Here is an 18,770-nt window from a genome sequence, read left to right on the forward strand (position 1 = left end):
TCCTTTTTTATGTACTTGAAGTAAAAAGGTTAACATGCTATTTAAAAGAAACCTCGGTGTGGGCCGGGGTTTTCATTTATCAATGGAATAAGGCTATTCTACACTCCAAATAGAACTGGTTAGAATACTTGCCATGGAATTATCCGGTCTATATCCACCAAATATCCAGAGTTGGTCATCAAACACTAAGCTTTCATGACTTTGAAGCCCTTTGTAGAAGGGTGGTTTTCCATCATATTTAAACCAATATTTCATATTTGTGGAATACCAGATATCCCCGTAAAAGGTTCGATTACCTGTGCTGTCCCAACTTTCTCCCCCTATTATCCAAACCTTACCATCAAATGCCGTTGCCGTATGGTTAATCCTGCTATCGAATATGGCCGTTGCAGGATTTTTTTGATACCAATAGCTTCCGTCAGGGCTTGCCCATACTTCATTGGTTAATTCTCCCCCGCGAATTAGACCACCATATACATAGATTAATCCATTGAAGACAACCGTTTTGTAATGGCTTCTAACCGGGAAGGCGTTATCGGTCTCCTTTTTCCAAATTCTCCCGTCCGCAGTAGACCACACTTGCTCGTTTGCCCTGCCATTTCCTAACAAAACAAATAATCGTTTATTGAAGACCACAGAATTGTTTTGGCCAATTTCAGTCAATGGATTTAACGAAGTTACCCTATGCCAATGTTCACCGTCGGACGTGTTCCAAATATCACTTAGAACCTCTCCAGAATTGTTAATGCCTCCTATGAGCCACATTTTGTTTTTGTAAACAAGCAGGGAATGATTGCGACGCTCTGGAAAAAGACCTGAAGTAACAATTGACCAATCCTGACCATTGGAACTTCGCCATACTTCAGAACTTGAGTTCCAAGGAGGTGTATGGCTATTGTCTCCACCAACCAAATAAAGGTAACCGTTAAAATAGGTCATGGAATGGCCCGCAAATCCTCCCATTTTATGTTTGGAGCTTTCAAGATTAAAGTCCAGCGTAATAGTTGGATAAAAGCTGGCCTTTCCTGTTACTACCTTTTCATCCTGTGAATTTGAAGTAGGTTCCAGGTACAGTTCTTCTTTTTGACATGAGGATACCAGTAATAAAAAAGAAATTAAGGCAATCAATTTTAATGCTTTCATGATTTTTGTTTTTATAGATTCAACCTTTCATGTAAAAAATGATAGCTGGTTAACATATCTGAACCAAAAGCCGAAGCTTTTGGCTTTGGTTAAGTTAATTATCCAATTATTACTGTTTTAGCTTTCTTTTTTCTGTAGCTTCCATCACCTTTTTACTAGGGTTCGCTTATTTATGGAAAGACCTTGTTGAAGGTTAACATGCAACGTGTTTTTTTGAATTAAGAACAATTTGGGGTTATGTGTTTGGTAAAATCCTTGCAATAAGAATACTATATGCAGATAAAGGGATTGGATTTACGAGAGGATATATAGGCGATAGGATGTAAAAAATATTAAATTAGCTACGAAGTGTTAACTTTTTACATTCTAGATAATTAAAGTGAAAGAAACGCAAACCGATATAACGTTAGTTGATTTACGACAGGGCTCTGATAAGTTGCTTAAACTGGTGTATGAAGAGAACCGTCCCAAATTTCTCAATTTCGCCCGGCGTTATGGTTTGTCAGGGGAAGAAAATATTGATGTATACCAAGATGCCTATATAATTTTTTACGACAATGTAATGAGCGGCAAATTGGAAACATTGACCAGTAGTATATCGACCTATCTTTTTAGTGTGGGAAAATATTTGATTTTTGACAGGATGCGAAAAAATAAAAAAACAATCAACGAACAATTCGACCTCTCGCTAGTAGGTAAGGAAGACGAGCTTGTAAGCACTTGGGACCTTGAAGAGCCATCTCTCACGACCGAACAGGCCTTGTTGCAAAAACATTTTTCATCCCTAGGAAAACAATGTCAAGAACTGTTGAACCTTTTTTATTATAGGGGCTATACGATTCAGGAAATTATGGAGCATGGCGATTACAATAGCGAAAATGTGGTAAAGGCATCAAAATCTAGATGCCTCAAAACGTTGAAGGAACGTATACAAGAAAATATCCTTTAAAGATGGACAAGGAAAATTTATTACTTAGGTATTTTTCAAATAATCTCACAGAAGAGGAGAATAAGCTGTTCCATAAGTTGTTGGAAACCGATGCGGAGTTTAAAGCCCAATTCAATTTTGAAAATGACTTAAAGCGTGTTATAAAACATACCGAGAATGAACAGTTAAAGGGGAAACTCGCCGGCTTTGAACAGGAAATTTCCAAGGACAAGGAAACCCTAGTAAGAAAATTAAAACCAAATTATCAAAAATGGGCTGTTGCAGCATCTATAGCTTTGTTGATAAGCTTGGGCTGGCTCGCCTACAACACTTTTTCAGGGCCAGACTATGGAGAGCTGTATGCAGCCAATTTCGAAGCTTACCCCAATACCGTTTATACAATTACAAGAAGTGATGGTGACCAGTCGCTGACAAGGGATGCTTTTGCTGCCTATGAGGCCAGTGACTATGAAAAGGCGGTCACTGCTTTTTTGGATTTGAAAACAGAGGGCGCAATAAGTCATACCGACTTTTACCTGGCACAGTCCTATCTTCATTTAGGGAAGAACAAAGAGGCAATAGAGGCTTTGAATCGGGTTATTTTAAGCGATATGGAATTTAAGGCGGAAGCTCATTGGTATCTTGCCCTGGCCTATCTTAAAAGTAAGGATAAGGTAAATGCCATTGTTAATTTAAAGAACCTTATTGAAAATTTTGAATACAAAAAGGAAAAGGCCCAAGCACTGCTAAGAGCATTGGACTAGGTACTTTTTTTTCGGTTTCTGAAGAAGAAAAATAAACCGACAAGTATACTCATCGCACTAATAATCACCAAGGTCAAGGTATTGGATACTGATACTGGAACGGTATTTCCGGAAATCACAAAAGCCGACCAATAGTAGGGATGTGTAAAACCGTTTTGACGGTTTTGGTTCAAAAATTGGACCTGGGCCTTTTGTAGGGCTATATCCTTAGAATCGCCCTGGGATAGATTTTTATAGAAACCGGACATTAATGTGGTGGTACTGGCATCGTTGATCTTCCACAAGGTGCTGGCAATACTTGCTGCTCCACTATAAAAGAAGCCTCGTGCCAAACTAAGAAAGCCTTCGCCGCGTTTAAGATCTCCTAATCCACTTTCGCAGGCACTTAGGGTTACCAGATCGGCATCTAATTGTAGGTTATAGAGATCGGCTACGTAGAGTAGATTCTCTGTAGTGTTACCATTTTGTGAAAAGGCCAAATAGGAAAATTCAGGTGAGGTATCGTCAAAGATAGCGTGTGTGGCCAAGTGTACCATCCCAAAAGAGGATAGTTGGGATTTAAAGTTGCGGAGTGAAGCCTCCTCATCAACATAAGCACGGCCATGGAAAGATGTTAATATCTGCTCCACTTCTTTTTTGTTGTTCGGCAAAGGGAGTAATTTTCCGCGGTCAGCATTGCTCACGTTTACTGTGCCATCAAAACCGGGGGCAAACGCCAAAATAGTCTGTTCTTTAGGTTGCCGCTGTCGCAATTCCGAAAGCAGCGTGGCCGAATTAACGCAGCTGATGGCATGGTTTTCTACCATATAGCTTATGCCTCCGGGATTTGTATTCAAAGCCGCGAAGGGAAGGTAATTTAACAGGCCATCGGGAATAATTATTAGTTTCTTATAATTGCCAGAATTTAAGATCGGTTTTAGTAGAAGTTCATATATTTCATGTGTAGCGCTGCCTAATGCTATTACATCGGATTTGGGATCGGAAAGCATTTGGTAGACTTTTTTAATGTTGCCCTCCAAGTCCACATCAATAGGTATCCGAAACATTTTCTTTTCACTTCCATTCAAAGCAATGGCATATATGGCCTTATTGCCATAGAAATAAGAAATTATAAGTTCGTTTTTGGACAAGGCTTTTTGGGTCTCTTCCAGCGAAACGGTGGCGGTATTGTATTTTAAATCGTAATAATTTTTATAGTCGATTTCCAATTTCCTTACGAGTTGGCGGTATTCTTCCTTAAGGCTAAAAAGAGCATCCTTTTGATCGATCAGGTCTCTTTCGGAATTTTTGATCTGTTTCTCCAAATAGGTGATTTCAGATTTTAACTCACTCTCCCGCTCCAACACATTGCTAGGAATATTTGCAAATTGAGTGGCTTTGGCTCCCAAAAGTGCCTCTAGCAATAAGACCGATTTACTTTTCTCGGAATACTGGAAGGCGATATCTATATAGGAATCGTCAGTGGTTGAAGTATAAAGTTGGTAAGTAGCTTCCAATCCAGCTTCAAATAGAGGAAATGCATTTTCAATAAGGAACAATTGGTCGGCCTTACTTCTAAACGTAGGCTTAAGGGTATCCAGGGTAGTAATACCTAGATTTACTGTTTCTATCGTTGTGTTATAACTATCGGTACTAGCCAAGCTGATTAGGGAAACGGATTTATTTCTTAAGAGTTTTAAGGCTGTGGTTCCCTCTTGACCAAAATCCTCAATTTGACCCAATCCCAGATTATAATTGGATACCGCACGCGCATGTTGTCCGAATACTGCCTGCAACATTGCAGTTTCATTATAAATTAAAGCTACACTCTCATTTTTAGATTTTTTCCATTTATCCTTTTCCAATTTAAGCGCTAAATTTAATTCCTTAAGGGCGGCATCGTAATGATCTAATTTCTGTTCCAATTTTGCCTTTACCCTATGGTGATAGGAAGAAAAATGATGGGTATCGTACAAATGGCCTTCGGCCAATTTTAGATAGAAATGTGCACTATCCGTTTTAAAAAGTTTAAGGTAGTTTTCTGATAGGTTATGGGCCGTTGCAATAATGCCGTTAGTGCCCGATTGGTCTTTAAGGTAGAACCCAAGCGCCCTTTTAAAATAGATATTTGAAATTTCAATTCGCCCTTCCTTGCCGTAGAGCTCGGCCATCAGGCTATAGTTTGTGTTCAAGGAACGAAGATCATTTGGTTTTTTTTGGAGGATATACCTTATGTTCTTATCATAAAACTGTTCGGCAAGGTCATATTTACCTTCTTCGGTGTACATCTTGGCGATAAAGCTATAGGAAACCGACAATAGATCAATAAGGTCTTCATCCATTTCCGAATCGGGTAAGGTCTCCAAGGAATCAATAATTTGCCCAAAAATTTGTCGGGAAGACCTGTAATCGTTAAGCTGAAAATAGTAATTGCCTTTATCGTACAATACTGAATTAATAAAGAGCTGTTTTTCTGGTAGGGAATCCAGATATTCTTTGTGTTCATTAAACAAGGAATCCAAACGATTTAGATTGTCGCTTATTTTGTCAAGGTCATAAAAAGAGCCTGCATGTCTATTAGAAGTAATTAAGGTTTCAAAAACGATTGCCCAGTCCTTGTTTTCAACGGCCAAGCCTTCTATTATCTGGAAATAATGGTAGGCAGAATCCTTGTTTATATAGAGATGCTCGTAAGCCTTTTCAAATAGGCTATCTACTTGTTTTTCATAGGAGGCCTTTTGTGCAAAAGCCGAAAATGAAAAAAGAATTAATAAAAGGGAAGCATACCGGTTCATACAAAAAAGCCCTAGGGTTACCTAGGGCTAATATATACAATGCTTTTTTAATTTTATTACTGGTTTTCCACTTTATAACTTCGCTTAAAGCCATTTGTGCTAAATACTTGTACCGATATGGTAATAGGGTCTTTATAGGAATCAACCATTAATTTACTGAACTGGATCTTGCCTCCTGTACCGGACAAGGGTCTTAAATCATCTATAGTGCCCCCACCGATAGTTTTACCATCCTCATTTAAAATAAGGATTTCCAATTTCTCGGCCGTATTTGGGGCCAACACATATTCCAAGGCAGTAAAATCGCAGCTTCGTGGCTTTGGACAAGGTGGTCTTGGTCTTGGAATTGTTCTTCCTACTTGTTGCGAGTCTATGATTGTTGCTTCTTCCGAAATAAAATCTTCCTTCCTCTGTTCGGCCTTTTTAAGTTCTTCGTAAGTAGTCTGATCAGCCTGATTATTGGCTATGATATCATTTAAAGCCTCAATGGTGATGTCCAGTTTTGTGATTTCCTGATCAAGGTAAATGCGATATAGATCTCCCTCGTATATATAATTATCTTGGGTAAGCTCTATTTTATCCCCTCCGTGACCCAGGTAGTCCTTTATGCAAGAAGTCATAAGTAGCGAAGTTACTGCGATGATAATCAATAGTTTTGTTTTCATGATTTGTGGATTAATGGTTTCTTATATTAATTTAATGGTCATAAATAGCCTAGGTTAACATAGTGGCCAAACTATATCACCTCTTTTACAAGGAGGAACAAAACATTGGGGGAAATTTGAAAGTAAAAAAATACGAAATGATAATTTATAAAGTTGTAAAAACTCGTCCTAATTTGTTATTGTGAGTAAAAAAATGGGGTATTTAAGTCAAAGTAGTACAATCACTTAAGGAATATTAGGTTTTAAATAAAGATTTTTCTTATAAATTTGAATTTATCTATAAAAAACTTTGTTGGTGTCTCACCACAATATGTTTAAAATCCTTACTGAAATGCGCTAGGTCATAGTAGTTAAATAGTGCTACCAAGTTCATATAGTTGCTTTAGTCTTCAGCATCGAATTGTGAGAATGAGTTCTTGCCGCTAGGCAAAACAGTCTCCCGAATATCATTCTCGTAGTCTTTGCGCTCCCACCCCATATCATAAAAGAAGGATGCAAAATGTTGTAAATTTTTGGTGATGGGATAGGTGGTGAACATGCGTGATTAACAGAGTATTCTTAATTTCTTGAATGGCAACCATGGGTTATATATTTAGATTAAAATTGTAAATTAAAATATTGGATTTGCTATATTTTTACAAATTCCACACGCCTGTTGTTAGCTTTGCCCTCGGTTGTTGTATTCACATCAACAGGCTCTGTTTCACCTTTACCTTCTGTATGTAATCTGGCTTCTGCAATATTGAATTGGGTAATCAAGGCATTTTTTACTGATGTAGAACGTTTTTTCGATAGGGTCATATTTTGCCCGTCGTTGCCGTCCGCATCAGTATGACCAATAATATTAAGGGTTAAGGCTGGCTCTTGTTGCAATGCCTCTGCAACCTGTTTTAGTACACCATAGGATTCGGGTTTTATATAATCTGATCCTGAGGCAAACATAATGCCTGTAGTAGAAAACTTGCCATTTTCCAATAATTGGCTTCTTAAGTCCAGACCACCTTGGGCAATTTTCACATTGTTGATAAAAACGTTGTCTACACCATCGCGAATGTCTCTTGGGTGCAGTTTGAATGACACGATATTTACGGGGACCAATCTAGGTACGTCAACCACCTTATTTTCATTGATCCACATTCTAAATCTTTTACCATTAACGGCAATGGAAATATGGTTTTTTTGTAAAAGTATATCCCTTATATCTTTTTCAATTGTGTTCCTGATGACACGGTTGCCTGCAACCTTATTCTCAACTATAAAGCCAGTATTTATAAATAAACATAAAGGGATTTCTACTCTGGCCATATTCTTTGGCGTATTAAATAGATTATTGTCTTCAAGCCAAATTTCCAATTTTGCCTGTGAGCTGGTTTTTTTATCGACTACGGTTATGATATCGAACTCAACGGTATATTCTTCGGGCAAATTGGATGGTAGATCGGGAATGTAAACTGATTTCCCTGCCAGTTTAAACCATTTTTCTTGATATATTGTGGTCAGTTCACCGGTACCATTGGTATTCCATTTGGATGGGAAATCACCCAAATTATCCAATGAAAAATCATCTGCCATTAGTATTTTGTCACCGGGGACAAAATCGAACTTACTATAGACTTCTAATTCCTTCATCACATTGGTTTCTTGGTCCAAAGAGCTATCTGTATTGCCCGAATTATTTTTGGCAATATCACCTTCAGTTGTGGTTTCGCCGCCTTTTCCACTCTTTTCCGACAACAATTTTTTAGCTGTTTTTATGCTGTATTTTAATGCTTTTTTCGCGCGATTCATTTGCAATGTTGCTTTACCTTGTTTAAGAATACCGGCACCATTGATATCCGTTATTGCATCTGGGGCACTTGATAGAACACTTTGTGCGTCTTCAACCGTATCAATTAAGGCTTCATAATCATCTTCTTCCAAAGGTTTGCCTTTTTGCGCATAGCTGTTGTAAATGTATACTTTGTCATATAGGTCAAATGATTCCCTAACGAATGTATCTACACTATTGATTCCTACTTTGCCAGAAGGTCTTTTTAATCGTTTTTCTTGAGACCGTATGGGATTTATGAATAGAAATCCAAACAGAATTAATGCTAAGATTGATTTATGTGAATGTTTCATTATTTTAATTTTTTAAATTAATGGAGTATAACTTAAAGGCGTTCGTATTCTGATGTAATAATTTGAAAATTTTCTCTTTCAAATTTTGTACATGTCATAGTTGTGATTTTTTCTCTTCTACCCCTTTTTTTAGAGGTTACGATTTTTAATGGTAAACCCGAATAGATGGCTTTGAGGGAATCGTCATCAAGGGTTAAGCTTCTTGCCAAGATGTAGCCGAACATTTGTGAGGTCATTGAATTTTCTCCAAAAGAGCCATCGATTACCCCTTCCGCAACCCATACTTCGCTTGTTAAATTATCACTGGTCATTCTGAACAATGTGCAGTCGTAGCCTAGTAAATTCCCATAGCCCGCAGCTTCATAGATCTCTGGATTTTCTGCATCGTTATATTCTTTTAACAACCCTTTAAAGTTAAAAGGCATGGTCATTACTATTTTTTTATCATCCCTGCCCATATAGCTATACATCTTGTTTCTTGCATTATCAAAAACTACGACCATATCACCTTCGGTCCGGGAACAGAAATAGCCTCCATTAGTGGGTAAATAATAATCTATAACCGATTTATTGCCTCTGGGGTTTACTATCTCCAATCTGTAGATGTAGTCAAAAGTGTAAACATCATTTTGGGCATTTAATTTGGTGCCAAATAGTAGGGTTAACAGTAAAAGTGATAGTATTAAAATTGTAGTGGGCTTTCGGTTATTTTTAAGGGCTGTTGTTAAGATTGAATTTGAACAGTTCATAATTAAATTTTTAAGATTGTTTTTATATTTTATGTTTCAAATGCATTTAGGTTAACACGGGAACTTATTTATTGTGGGTCTGACAAGGATTTTGCCATAGCCTCTTCAAATTTTTTATTAAATAGTAGTTTTAACGAGTCCTTTGTTTTAGAGTCCAGGCTTAAATCATAGAGTTTATACATTTCCTTGAATTCTTGTTTTTGTGCCTCTGGCAAATCCATTTTTTCTACGAGTTGCAAATAGTTGGTGACGCCTTTGAAAGGGTTTTCGCCATCACTTTGGATTATACCAAAAACAGAACCCAATATTTCAGTTTGCTTATCTAAAAGGTTCATTTGTTTAGCTGTGTCTTTTTTGACGATGACTTTTTGGTCAATGGATTTTTTTTGCGCTACAGGTTTAAGGTCTTCTTTGCAACCCATTACTGATACAAACATTACACCGACCAATAATCTTCTTATTGAAATTTCCATTGTATTCATTTTTAGTTGATTTCTTCTTTTATGCTTATACCTATCGAGAGGTTAACATTTTCGCTAGTTTTTGAGTATGGTCTTTTTTGTAAATTTATTCTTACGAATGATTTTGAACTCATAAGTACCTTTATCTAAATAATTTCTATTCAGATGGAAGTTTTTCTTAAGGAAGCTTTATAATGTATCCTTAAGACTGGTTTTATTTTGCTTCAGTAGGGAGTTGGCCTTAACGGCCCGGGAAGGGAATACTCAATACATTGAGAATGTGGGAAGGTGGTCTGTGGGGTGTTGCGGGGGCATGTAACCAGCCTCATAATATAAGTAGCAAGCTTTTTTTTGGAATTATATTAAAATAAAATATCCGCTCAATTATTGACATCTTTTATTTGTGCATGGTTTGGTCAATTTTATTGACCAAAGGGTGATAGAACAATTGGATGGCTTTATAAAAAAAACCGAGGCGTAAGCCTCGGTTCCCTATCTTTTATATTCGTACTGTTTTACTTACTGTATTTGGTAAGCACGGTAGTACCCATTGATTTACCGCTCTTATTATAGCTCTCTTGTTTAATCATACCCACACCCTCGGAATACCAAACCCTTGAACCCATGGTTGAATTCACCATCATGGCCTTCATTTTATTATCGTTATAGATGACATAGCAATCAAAGGTGCCTGCTGGCGTGGTAACACTTTCCTTCTTTTCGACTTTACGGTTAATCATATCCACCGTAGTATTCATATTAATACCACTCATACTTATTTTAATAGCTACATTGGCATCCGGTAATTCTTGGCCCACACTAAGATTATTTGGAAGCTCTAGGTCGGTCCCCGATATATCCATTTCCATATCTTCAAATTGTTGTAATGTACTACTAGGAATCAATGATTCATAATCTATGGATACCGTATTGTCCGTACAGGTAAATTTATAGTCTGTTTGGTAGAGCTCCTTTCCTTTTTCATCTATGAGCTCTATTGACATTGTTGCATCTGTAACATCTCCTGAGGTATTGACTTCGGAAACTTTGTACTTGGCGACACCTTCTTTCTTTCCTTTTTTATTGTAATTGGTGTACTCGAATGTGGCTCCTTCAACCATTGGGTAATAGCTACCACAATTCTGTGCATTGATGGTGTAAGCAATACAAAAAAATGCGCAAATTAGGCTTAGTGTTTTCATGCTATGAATTATTTAATTGATTTTGATTTCACTATGATATTTTGATAAATTATATCCTTTTGTACTAGACTTTCCCTAAAGTAGTGCTATTATTACCATTAGATAAGGACAATCCTTATCTCTTAGGGTTATTTACCAAACTTGTTCTGTTGTAAACACTAAGATATAAAGTTAAGCCCATACTTATTCTCCAAAGAGTGTATTTAGAATTTATGACTGTATGTTAGTAGCGTAAAATTGTATATTCAGTGAATGGTATTAAATAAGTTCTTGGTTTTCTTCAAAAAAGTGCTTTATTACATTTTAGCTTTACTTAACTGAGGATTGATTACTAAAATCCCGCAGTATCATAGTTGTCAAGGATATAAATTTCCGATATTTTTTGCATTGAGTATCCCATAAATAACACATCAGAATGTTAGTAAATTCAAAACAGGATAGTTGCATTTTTAGCTTCGGATAGCAGCGATGGTAGGCCTGTATCTTTTCTCTGAATAAGTTTTAATTAATTTTATACACCGTAAAAGAATTCTCTCGATCCTTAATGACCAACTCAGGTTTTTTATCCTTATCAATATCTGCCATATCAATTTCGGAGGAACCATAGATAGGGAAGTTTGGTATAGGCACTGCCTGACTATCGAATAAAAACGATTTTTGGTTTTGAATATCGGTTACCGAAACATAAATTTTATCGTTGATGTAGAAAATTGTTGGTTTGGAATATACACCGAGATCCAAGGGTATCTTATTTTCTCGTATTCGTAACACATTGTCATCCATAATCGCCAATGTTTTGGAAGTGGCATCAAAACCATGATCTATTTGTAGCCCAAGATCAGTTTGCGCTATCTTTCCCTTGGTATCTATCTGATAGAGCACCCCTTTGTTTGAGGTTAGGCTGATCTTATTTTGGTATACTTTTATGGAATTGTCAGAAAAAGGAATTTTGTCATTGGTTTTTATCCGTACGTTACCTACCCTATTCAGTATTTTTAGCGTTTTGTTGGCGAGTTTAAATACCAGATAGTCCTTTCTGTCTATCCTAAAATGTTGTGGCGCTTCAATTATATTTTCGGGTGCTGAGGTGAATTTAAAACCACTTACGATTTTACCTTTGTTGTTATACATAAACACCTTTTGGTTCTGTGTAACGACAAAGCGGTAGTCCTTTTGTCCTTCATAATCAAATACGGCTAAAGGATTTAAATTTCCACCGGCATAATCAAAGGAAAATGGGGTTACCTTTTTACCATTGCGGTCAAGGATTAAGAATTCGTTATTGGTTGTAAATGCAAATTGTAGTTTTCCGTTTTTATATAGGTCCACTTGATGTATCTTGCCCTGTAAAGCGCCATCCAATTGTTTTTTCCAGAGTACTTTTCCGCTATTGGAAATTAGATAGAGTACATTTTCCATATCCTGCACGATAAGCTCGCCCATCTTTGTGCGATGATTGGTTACGAACTGCGGAACGGCTCGTAGGTCAGAATCTAGCTGTAAGGTAAACATAGGAGTAATACTGTTCTTCGCTTTTTTCGCTCCTATCTTTTTAATAAAATAACTACTGTGAAAAAAATTGGCTTCAGAAATGATTTCGGAACCAAACAGATAATCTGACAGGTCAATGTTACTGAGCTGTTTTGCGGTTTCTGTTAACTCGTATTCCGATAATCTTTTCTCAAAACCATAGGCGTTTGCAACTGCCAAGATTGAGGAAGCTTCCGTGGTAAGCTCTTTTAAATTATTGAAAAGGTCTGTATTTGGTATGGTTTTGGAATTTTTGTAGGCGATGATTACGCTCTCTAAAACCTCCTTTTCTTGAGCAAAAATCAAGGTATTGGCTATAACACAGCTATAATTTGATTCAAAACTAGTTACCAAAGGCTCCAATCTATTTGTAAGAAAAGATGGTTCTCCCAATTCCCATATTTCGCTTCCTTGAAACGCTTCTGTGCTTTTTCGATTACGTTTGAGATACTCCGTTAATTCATCTGTTCCAAAGGTTTTTAATAGTATTAACGGTTGCTTGCCTAGCTGGGCAGTTCCTATTTCTTCAACGGTGCTCAAAAGGGAATCGAGCGCCATGTTTTGATTGGTATATAATAGTTGATTGTCGGAAAACGATGTATAATCGCTAAAGGTGTAAGATGTAAACGAAGATGCATCAGCTGGGAGCATTTCATAGATGCTATTAGCTAAAGGTTTGGTTCCAGAAAACAACTTCAGGTAGTTTTTGGTAGCGTCCTTTGCGGTGCTTATACCGTTTAAAAACAAGCCGTCATTTCCTAAAGATATATCCAAAGAGAACCAATCTGCAAAATGGGATGGAAGCGATTCTGTTTTTGCATTGGTAAGATAGCGTAGCAGGACATCGCTATTGTTTAAATTTACCCACAAGTGCCCAAGTTTTGTGGCGTCGGAAACGCCGTAGAATTTTACCAGTTGTTCGTTTGTAGGGGGTGTATCCTTACCATTGATCAGCTCCTTTAGAACTGTTATCGAGGAGCTTAACACCTCTTTTTCACTAATGGTACTTGTAAAAAAAATATGACCTTCAACGGAATATTTTTTAATGCTGAAGTCTTTATACTGTATGGTTTCTATGGTTTTATCTGTTACCTCGGAAAGCTGTAAATAAGGTACTGTATCAGACGCTACGAAAGCAAAATTCAATGTTTGTAGCGAGTCGATGGTAAAACCGATGAGCGATTCCTGTGAAGGTTGCACGTAGTTCAATGGAGCAAGAAGTTTGGATATTTTTTTACTCAAGTCTGTTTTTTGTAGCTTTTTAAAAAGTTCATTTTCATTTAGCTCGGCGGCAAAGGTGTTATAGTCGTTGATTTTTATAACAGTGCTGGCATTTTCTGGCATAAACTGCAACAAGCTAGGCCGATATTCCTTTTCTGGGGAACATTGAAGACTTAATACAATGCCGAAAATCAGTAAAACTTTAATTTTCATCTATTCCTGTTTCTATTTTTCTCTTGGTATTCATTTTCGTTTCGGAATGCTGATTCTACTAAGATTAATTTCGCTCCAAATTACTGTCAGCGAAGTCTACCTAAATTATAGTAAAGTCCCTCAAACAAATTTATACTTTTTAAAGTTCTAAGGTAAGTGGACGGGCTAGTAGTTGAAAGCTTTTTCTATGATAGGGTGTTATACCATATTTTTGAATCGCTGCCCTGTGCTCTTTGGTCGGATAGCCTTTGTTTTTTTTCCAGTTGTACATTGGGTATTCTAGGTGGATTTTTTCCATGTAAGCGTCCCGATAGGTTTTGGCAAGAACTGATGCCGCTGCTATACTTAAATATTTGGAGTCTCCTTTGATAATACAGGTATGCGATATATCCTTGTAAGGGTTAAACCTGTTTCCATCAACGATAATATGTTCAGCCACTATTTTTAGTTGATCTAAAGATCGGTGCATGGCCAGGAACGATGCGTTTAAGATGTTAATGGCATCTATTTCCGACGGGTATACATGTGCTACCGCGAAAGATACGCTGCTTTCTTCTATTATAGGTTTTAATTCGCTTCGTCTACGTTCCGATAATTGTTTGGAATCGTTAAGAATTCCGTTTTTGAAATCTTTTGGCAGTATTACGGCCGCGGCAGTAACGGGCCCTGCAAGGCATCCTCTGCCAGCCTCGTCCGTGCCTGCTTCATTGTGTATTTTAAAATAGTTCAAAAGCATTTATGGTTTCCTTTCGATATATATATATAGCAACAAACAAATATTGTAATAATAAAAGTCCTTTACAAGGCGAAAGTTCAAAGTGGATATACGTTTGGCAACAAGATGTCAATATTTACAAACCGTATTGGCCAAAATACTTACATGCATATTGGTCAATAAAAATAGCCGCGGTGTTTTAATCATTGAGTGGTTAAAAATATAGTTTGGTACAATAGTGATTTGGTTACAATAATAAGGGCTTGCCAAGCCACTATAAATTCATGAAAGTTATGTCATATTATGATTGAAAATTCGGGATTTTGTATACTAGGTTAAACTTTCACATTTAGTTAGGAACAAAAAAAGTAACTTTGGCACCGAAGATATGAGAGGTATGAAATATTTTTTGACCGCACTCTTTTTGTTAGTTGCTTTTGGACTAATGGCACAAGAAACGGAGCAAGAACCTGGCGTAAACCCAATTTCCGATTCAATTATAAGAACGCGTAAGACAAAGTCAAAAAAGGCGCCAATAGTCCCAACGGTAGATACCGTTAGTATTCGAAACTACAAGATAATTTCGCATCAAAGGGATACTACATATTTGGATACTACGCTTACCATACAGAAAGAATATAAATACAATTATTTACGCAGCGATGATTTTGAGCTTATGCCTTTCGGTAATATTGGCCAAGGGTACAATAAACTTGGGGTAGATTTTGAACGTGATAACCTTTATCCGAGTTTGGGAGCGAGGGCAAAGCATCATAGGTATCGGGAGATAGAGGAGATGCAGTATTATGATGTAATGACTCCGATGACGGACCTTATGTTTAAAACCACGCTAGAGGAAGGTCAGTTGTTGGATGCGCTGCTTACGTTTAACACGTCCAGACGTCTTAATTTTTCTATTGCATATACCGGTTTTAGGTCCTTGGGAAAATATAATTCAGAGCAGATACAATCGGGAAATTTTATAAGTACGGTCAATTATATGAGTAAAAACAACAGGTATCTTTTAAGAGCACATATAGCTGCTCAGGATATTACCTCACAAGAAAATGGGGGCTTAACAGAAAAGGAATTACAATTTGAGAGTGGTGACGACGATTTTACGGATAGGCCTAAGGTTGATGTGCGTTTTACCGATGCGGATAATAAGGTATTGGGAAAACGTTATTATCTGGATCAGCAATATAAATTGATAAGAAGTCAACAGGATTCTAGTTTGGTGGAAAAAACGTCGTTGGCAATTACCCATTCGTTTAATTACGAGACTAAATTTTATCAGTACCTGCAAGATGCCAGCGACACCTATTTTGGGGAGGCTATTTTAAGTTCGATTAATGATAAAGCATCCTTAAAGGTGTTTAATAACGATTTAGGCGCTTCGTTTTACAATAAAACGCTGGGACAGCTAAAAGGAGTGGTGAGCATATATAATTATAACTACTTTTTTAATAGCATACTTACAACTTCGGAAGGAGTAACAGTAGACAACCAACTTAAGGGCACAGAAATTGCTGTCGGGGGCGATTATAAAAAACAAATTGGTTCGTTTGCTGTTGATGGTTCGGTTCGATATAATGTTTCGGGTGATTTAACCGGTAATATTTTTGACGGTTCGGTGTCTTACGTATTTAACGACAAGCATAAGGTGAATTTTGCAGTTCACTCTTCAAGTAGAATGCCCGATTTTAATTTTCTATTATACCAAAGTGATTACTTAAATTACAATTGGCAGAATAGTGCCAACTTTGATAAGGAACGCGTAAATACCTTACAATTACAATTGGATTCCCCGCTATGGGGTAATTTGTCCTTAAAGTATAGTGTACTGGACAACTATACTTATTTTTCTACAGATCCGAACGCTACGTTCGAAGAAGGTCTTGAAAATGCGAATATCAAACCACTTCAAGAGGCGGATGGTGTAACACATTTAAAAGTGAAATATGCGAAAGAGTTTAGACTGGGTAAATTTGCATTGAATAATACGGTTATGTATCAATCCGTAGCGCAGGATCAAAATGTGCTCAATGTGCCTCAATTGGTAACACGGAATACCTTGTATTTTTCTTCGGATGTATTTAAAAAGGCCATGTACCTCCAAACAGGTATAACCTTAAAATATTTCACCAGTTATAATATGGATGCTTATAATCCTGTCTTGGGTGAGTTCTTTGTGCAGAATAACGAAGAATTGGGAGGATTCCCTATGCTGGACTTTTTTATTAATGCAAAGGTGAAGCAAACAAGGATATTCTTAAAAGCGGAACATTTTAACTCCTCGTTCACGGGTTTCAATTACTATGCGGCTCCTAATTATCCGTTTCGGGATTTTGTTGTTCGTTTCGGTTTGGTATGGAATTTCTTTTCTTAGACTACATCTGTATATCTTTTTATTTCCGTCAATGTTCTAAATTATAGTGTGTTAAGGTTTGTGTTTTAAAAACCTTGAAAAAAGATTGTTTTTTATTGTTGTTGGTGTGAAAAAGGGTGTTACATTTGCACCCCCGAACGGGCAATGTCGAGTTGTCCGGTTCTGGTAAAAGTTCTTGAAGAGTTGTGTTGTACGGTCAGTTTTTCCGGCCATTTGAAAAGAAGTTTCATTTTTTTTCGAAAAAGCTTGCCGGGAATAAAAACAGTTGTATATTTGCAGCCGCTTAGGCAAATAGTCTAGGTAAAGAGAAGTCCTCTTCGGGGGAATTTAGGAGTTCATTGAAATATTGTGGAGAAGATAAGATTGGTGAAACGGGGCGACCCGGAGTAGTTGGTTTTTGGTAGAGAACAAAGAATCAAAGAATACAGGACGCGAGTCCTGATAGAATTAGATCGAGAGAATCGGGGCCGGGGACGGACATCGGACTTGTTGGGACGAATATTTACAGAACAACGATGAAGAGTTTGATCCTGGCTCAGGATGAACGCTAGCGGCAGGCCTAACACATGCAAGTCGAGGGGTAACATGGTAGCTTGCTACCGATGACGACCGGCGCACGGGTGCGCACCGCGTATGGAACCTGCCTTTTACAGGGGAATAGCCTTTGGAAACGAAGATTAATGCCCCATAGTACCGTTTTGCAGCATTGCTTTACGGTTAAAGCCTTCGGGCGGTAGAAGATGGCCATGCGTCCCATTAGCTAGTTGGTAAGGTAACGGCTTACCAAGGCTACGATGGGTAGGGGCCCTGAGAGGGGGATCCCCCACACTGGTACTGAGACACGGACCAGACTCCTACGGGAGGCAGCAGTGAGGAATATTGGACAATGGAGGAGACTCTGATCCAGCCATGCCGCGTGCAGGAAGAATGCCCTATGGGTAGTAAACTGCTTTTATACGGGAAGAAAAAGAGCTACGTGTAGCTTACTGACGGTACCGTAAGAATAAGGACCGGCTAACTCCGTGCCAGCAGCCGCGGTAATACGGAGGGTCCGAGCGTTATCCGGAATTATTGGGTTTAAAGGGTCCGTAGGCGGGCGATTAAGTCAGTGGTGAAAGTCTGCAGCTCAACTGTAGAATTGCCTTTGATACTGGTCGTCTTGAGTTATAGTGAAGTTGCCGGAATATGTAGTGTAGCGGTGAAATGCATAGATATTACATAGAACACCGATTGCGAAGGCAGGTGACTAACTATATACTGACGCTGATGGACGAAAGCGTGGGGAGCGAACAGGATTAGATACCCTGGTAGTCCACGCCGTAAACGATGGATACTAGCTGTCCGGTACCTTGAGTACTGGGCGGCCAAGCGAAAGTGATAAGTATCCCACCTGGGGAGTACGTTCGCAAGAATGAAACTCAAAGGAATTGACGGGGGCCCGCACAAGCGGTGGAGCATGTGGTTTAATTCGATGATACGCGAGGAACCTTACCAGGGCTTAAATGCATATTGACAGGGGTAGAGATACCTTTTCCTTCGGGCAATTTGCAAGGTGCTGCATGGTTGTCGTCAGCTCGTGCCGTGAGGTGTCAGGTTAAGTCCTATAACGAGCGCAACCCCTACCGTTAGTTGCCAGCATGTCATGATGGGGACTCTAACGGGACTGCCGGTGCAAACCGTGAGGAAGGTGGGGATGACGTCAAATCATCACGGCCCTTACGTCCTGGGCCACACACGTGCTACAATGGCAGGTACAGAGAGCAGCCACGTCGCAAGGCGGAGCGAATCTATAAAACCTGTCACAGTTCGGATCGGGGTCTGCAACTCGACCCCGTGAAGCTGGAATCGCTAGTAATCGGATATCAGCCATGATCCGGTGAATACGTTCCCGGGCC

The 18,770-nt window shown here is 38.3% G+C and carries 13 protein-coding genes and 1 rRNA gene (1 of these 14 running past the window's edge); 4 read left to right on the top strand and 10 right to left on the bottom strand.

Annotated elements, in window-relative coordinates:
• Positions 1–93: 93 nt before the first annotated feature.
• Positions 94–1,143, bottom strand: coding sequence for a Kelch repeat-containing protein (locus MS6x_RS13890; protein ID WP_482603069.1), 1,050 nt, complete (start codon positions 1,141–1,143; stop codon positions 94–96).
• A 379-nt stretch (positions 1,144–1,522) separates the two neighbouring features.
• On the opposite strand from MS6x_RS13890, the gene MS6x_RS13895 reads away from it, so the two are divergent.
• Positions 1,523–2,092 carry an RNA polymerase sigma factor gene (locus tag MS6x_RS13895; RefSeq protein ID WP_482603071.1) on the top strand — a complete coding sequence of 190 codons (570 nt, stop codon included), beginning with the start codon at positions 1,523–1,525 and terminating at the stop codon, positions 2,090–2,092.
• Between the two features lie 2 nt (positions 2,093–2,094).
• Positions 2,095–2,835, top strand: coding sequence for a tetratricopeptide repeat protein (locus tag MS6x_RS13900; protein WP_482603073.1), 741 nt, complete (start codon positions 2,095–2,097; stop codon positions 2,833–2,835).
• On the opposite strand, the gene MS6x_RS13905 is transcribed toward MS6x_RS13900, so the two are convergent.
• The 9 genes from MS6x_RS13905 to MS6x_RS13945 all read right to left on the bottom strand — a co-directional run bounded on the left by MS6x_RS13905 (position 2,832) and on the right by MS6x_RS13945 (position 14,507).
• On the bottom strand, positions 2,832–5,609 hold the full coding sequence (locus MS6x_RS13905; RefSeq protein WP_482603075.1) for a CHAT domain-containing protein: 2,778 nt from the start codon (positions 5,607–5,609) through the stop codon (positions 2,832–2,834). The two genes, MS6x_RS13900 and MS6x_RS13905, sit on opposite strands and share 4 nt — an antisense overlap.
• Before the next feature lie 56 nt (positions 5,610–5,665).
• Positions 5,666–6,274: a hypothetical protein gene (locus tag MS6x_RS13910; protein WP_482603077.1), complete on the bottom strand. Its 609-nt coding sequence runs from the start codon at positions 6,272–6,274 to the stop codon at positions 5,666–5,668.
• Between the two features lie 382 nt (positions 6,275–6,656).
• Positions 6,657–6,812: a hypothetical protein gene (locus MS6x_RS13915; protein WP_482603079.1), complete on the bottom strand. Its 156-nt coding sequence runs from the start codon at positions 6,810–6,812 to the stop codon at positions 6,657–6,659.
• An 89-nt stretch (positions 6,813–6,901) separates the two neighbouring features.
• Positions 6,902–8,395, bottom strand: coding sequence for an OmpA family protein (locus tag MS6x_RS13920; RefSeq protein ID WP_482603080.1), 1,494 nt, complete (start codon positions 8,393–8,395; stop codon positions 6,902–6,904).
• A 32-nt stretch (positions 8,396–8,427) separates the two neighbouring features.
• On the bottom strand, positions 8,428–9,144 hold the full coding sequence (locus tag MS6x_RS13925) for a DUF4412 domain-containing protein (protein WP_482603081.1): 717 nt from the start codon (positions 9,142–9,144) through the stop codon (positions 8,428–8,430).
• 68 nt (positions 9,145–9,212) lie between these two features.
• A complete protein-coding gene (locus MS6x_RS13930) occupies positions 9,213–9,617 on the bottom strand; it encodes a hypothetical protein (protein WP_482603082.1) in 405 nt (134 codons plus the stop codon).
• Positions 9,618–10,120: 503 nt separating this feature from the next.
• Entirely contained in the window at positions 10,121–10,807 is a 687-nt protein-coding gene (locus tag MS6x_RS13935) for a TapB family protein (RefSeq protein ID WP_482603083.1), read from the bottom strand.
• Positions 10,808–11,308: 501 nt separating this feature from the next.
• Positions 11,309–13,771 carry a ribonuclease HII gene (locus MS6x_RS13940; protein WP_482603084.1) on the bottom strand — a complete coding sequence of 821 codons (2,463 nt, stop codon included), beginning with the start codon at positions 13,769–13,771 and terminating at the stop codon, positions 11,309–11,311.
• Between the two features lie 139 nt (positions 13,772–13,910).
• A complete protein-coding gene (locus tag MS6x_RS13945) occupies positions 13,911–14,507 on the bottom strand; it encodes a ribonuclease HII (protein ID WP_482603085.1) in 597 nt (198 codons plus the stop codon).
• Positions 14,508–14,883: 376 nt separating this feature from the next.
• Between MS6x_RS13945 and MS6x_RS13950 the strand changes: the two genes are divergently transcribed.
• Both MS6x_RS13950 and MS6x_RS13955 read left to right on the top strand, forming a co-directional pair.
• Positions 14,884–16,875, top strand: a complete 1,992-nt coding sequence (locus MS6x_RS13950; protein ID WP_482603086.1) for a putative porin — start codon at positions 14,884–14,886, stop codon at positions 16,873–16,875.
• A gap of 512 nt (positions 16,876–17,387) precedes the next feature.
• A 16S ribosomal RNA gene (locus MS6x_RS13955) occupies positions 17,388–18,770 on the top strand; it runs 144 nt beyond the window's last position.

This window comes from Maribacter sp. MS6, from assembly GCF_056839185.1.